Origin of the sequence: Agriterribacter sp. (genome assembly GCF_035444585.1) — a bacterium.
GTDB lineage: Bacteria > Bacteroidota > Bacteroidia > Chitinophagales > Chitinophagaceae > Agriterribacter.
The window spans coordinates 2,888-5,427 of record NZ_DAOMOZ010000282.1 but is presented as its reverse complement, the minus strand read 5'-3'; the positions used below and the strand labels follow the sequence as shown (position 1 = coordinate 5,427).

At 45.6% G+C, this 2,540-nt stretch carries 2 protein-coding genes; both read right to left on the bottom strand.

Going from position 1 to position 2,540, the window contains the following annotated elements:
• Window positions 1-341: 341 nt before the first annotated feature.
• Window positions 342-1,004 carry a GDSL-type esterase/lipase family protein gene (locus PLH26_RS19995; protein ID WP_324587790.1) on the bottom strand — a complete coding sequence of 221 codons (663 nt, stop codon included), beginning with the start codon at window positions 1,002-1,004 and terminating at the stop codon, window positions 342-344.
• A 231-nt stretch (window positions 1,005-1,235) separates the two neighbouring features.
• Window positions 1,236-2,540, bottom strand: a 1,305-nt coding sequence (locus PLH26_RS19990) for a discoidin domain-containing protein (protein ID WP_324587789.1), incomplete at its 5' end; no start/stop codon positions are given.

The window sequence follows — 2,540 nt, the reverse complement described above, 5'->3', positions numbered from 1 at the left end:
TCATTTTGCTCATCAACGATGAAACAAAAGCGTTCATCTTTGTTTGCTGAGCCGCAGTTTGCACCTGAGCTGTAAGCGGCAGGTAAGCAACGAAAGCAATAGCAATAAAAAGGAGTTTCATAAGCAACTATTTAAGACTAAAAAAATTGCTTCAACATTTATACTGTCAATAGAAATTAATTCCGAACACAGCCTCTTTTTTCTTTCACATCTCACCTCTCACGTTCTCCTGGGCGGTCAGCTTTCAGCGATCAGCAATCAGCTAAAGTATACTAATGTCGGGCAACTCACGGCTTACCCCGTCCGAACGGCGTTCAGCCGGGCGGGCACTTACCACTCATTTATTTCAGGTAAGGCCCTATCGCTTTTTGCCAGATCGCATAGCCGTTCTTATTCATATGCAGCATATCCTCAATGAACAGCTCTTTCCTCGGCTCGCCATAGGCATCCAGCATTAAGTGATAGGCATCAACAAATACAGTTCTTTTTTGCTTCTTCAAAAATTCTTTTATGGCCCAATTGCCCGCGTCCATCTTATGCATCAGGTGTTCCCGGCTGGGGCTGGGCTTCATCGAAACATACAATACCGGTATTTTGGGGTATTTATTCCTGATCATTGTAAAGAGCGTAATAAATCTTTGGGCAACCGTTGCAGCACTAACGGTATCGGACGCTGCCAGGTCGTTTTCACCGCAATAGATCACCACCTGTTTGGGATCATAAGCAAAAACGATATCATCGGCATAACGGATCAGGTCGGGCAGGGATGAGCCGCCAAACCCCCGGTTAATAATAGTGTGCCCCGGAAAATATTCCTGTACATCTTTCCAGAAAGTAAACGACGAGCTGCCAATGAACAGTACAGCCTTCTTTGGAGGGAAATAAGCGCTGTCGAGCTTTTTAAACTGCTGTATGTCGTTATAAAAAGGCGGTTGCTGGGCATAGGTGGTTGTTGCAGCAAATACAATAAGAAGTACAGTAATGATCCTGGTTATGATTTTCATTCGTAAGTTATTAATCATAAAAAAATATAACCGACCCCGGTATCTAACAATGTTATGTTCATAAAAAAATTGTATAAGTTGTAACCCAGAATAACGGTCATTGAAGGTAAAACTTTCTGTTAACAGCATTCACCAAAAAAACATTGAACAGCAATGACCAATGACCGGAAGAAGCAAATAAGCCGGTACCTGCTTCCTTCAAAAACCGTTATGACCGGGTTAGCTCCGGGCCTATTCTGCCTTTACCAATCTGGCTTTCTCCGACACCCCGTTTTCATTGATCGCCTCAATGGTAAAGTAATAGGCTTTCCGGCTGTCCATTGCCTTGAACCAGTACTCATTGGCATTGTGCACCATGATGCAGTTGTACAATTTATCCGGCGCAGTACCATAATAAATATTATAGGCATACGCATTGTTTACCGGCCGCCATTTGAGCCAGGCGCTTCGTTTATCCTTTTCCGTACGCAATACGATAAAATCTTTTACCGCTTCAGGTTTTGCTCCATGACCTTTTCCAAAGATCCTTAACCCGCTGATGGCAAACTTACCGGTAGGCATGTGTATATTTTCCAGCTTAATGTATCTTGCCTGCACAGGTGTTTCCAGTTCCACGTAATCGTGCGGCACATCTTTTTTATTGGCACTTTTGTCAACCAGCGTTTCCCATTTTTTGCCGTTTCGCGAATAGTATATTTTATACTGGTGGTATACGCCCGATGATTTACCGAGGAAGCTGCTGTCTACATCCTGGTCGGCATAATTAACCTGTATGGCGTTAACGGTGCTTACTTCGCCCAGGTCAGTTTGTATCCATTCTCCTTTATTGGCCGTAGCGGCGCTCCAGTACGTTTTAATGCTTTCGTCTACCGCATTGTTGGCGGCATAGCTGCCCAGGGTAGACGAAACCATAACCGGCTTATTGTAATTCAATAACATCCACCCGGTGAAGTACGTTGAAGGAGCCGCGCTTTTTACCGCATTTTCACCGGCGCCTGCGCCCGGCAGGTAATGCGGGTAATCGCCAAAAGCCGTATTGCAATACATTATGTCATCCTTATCAAACCCGGCGGGCCAAATGCTGATCCTTCTTTCAAAATTATTCTTTACCGACAACACGGTTGTGGATACATGCCAGTAATTGTTCCTTTTATCCTGAAAAGTAGCTCCATGGCCTGCGCCCCGCGCAAATCCGCCGGGCTTATAGCTGAAAGGATCGCTTTGGGGCGTGAAAGGCCCCAGGGGATCATCGCCTACCACAACGCCATCGGCATAACCGCTGAATTCCGTACCCGGTGCACCGTACTGCAGGTAATACTTACCGTTGTGTTTGGTCATCCATGCTCCTTCCAGGAAGGGATCCAAAAAGGTATTGTCCATATATTCACCGAACCGCTGCCAGCCGTAACGCCATTCTTCCAGGAAATACATTTCTTTTCTTGTGCCGACGGGTTGAAATGTTTCGCGGTTCAGTTCAATGCCATACAGCGGGTACCGGTTGCTGCTGCCATTGTACATATATAAACGGCCGTCATC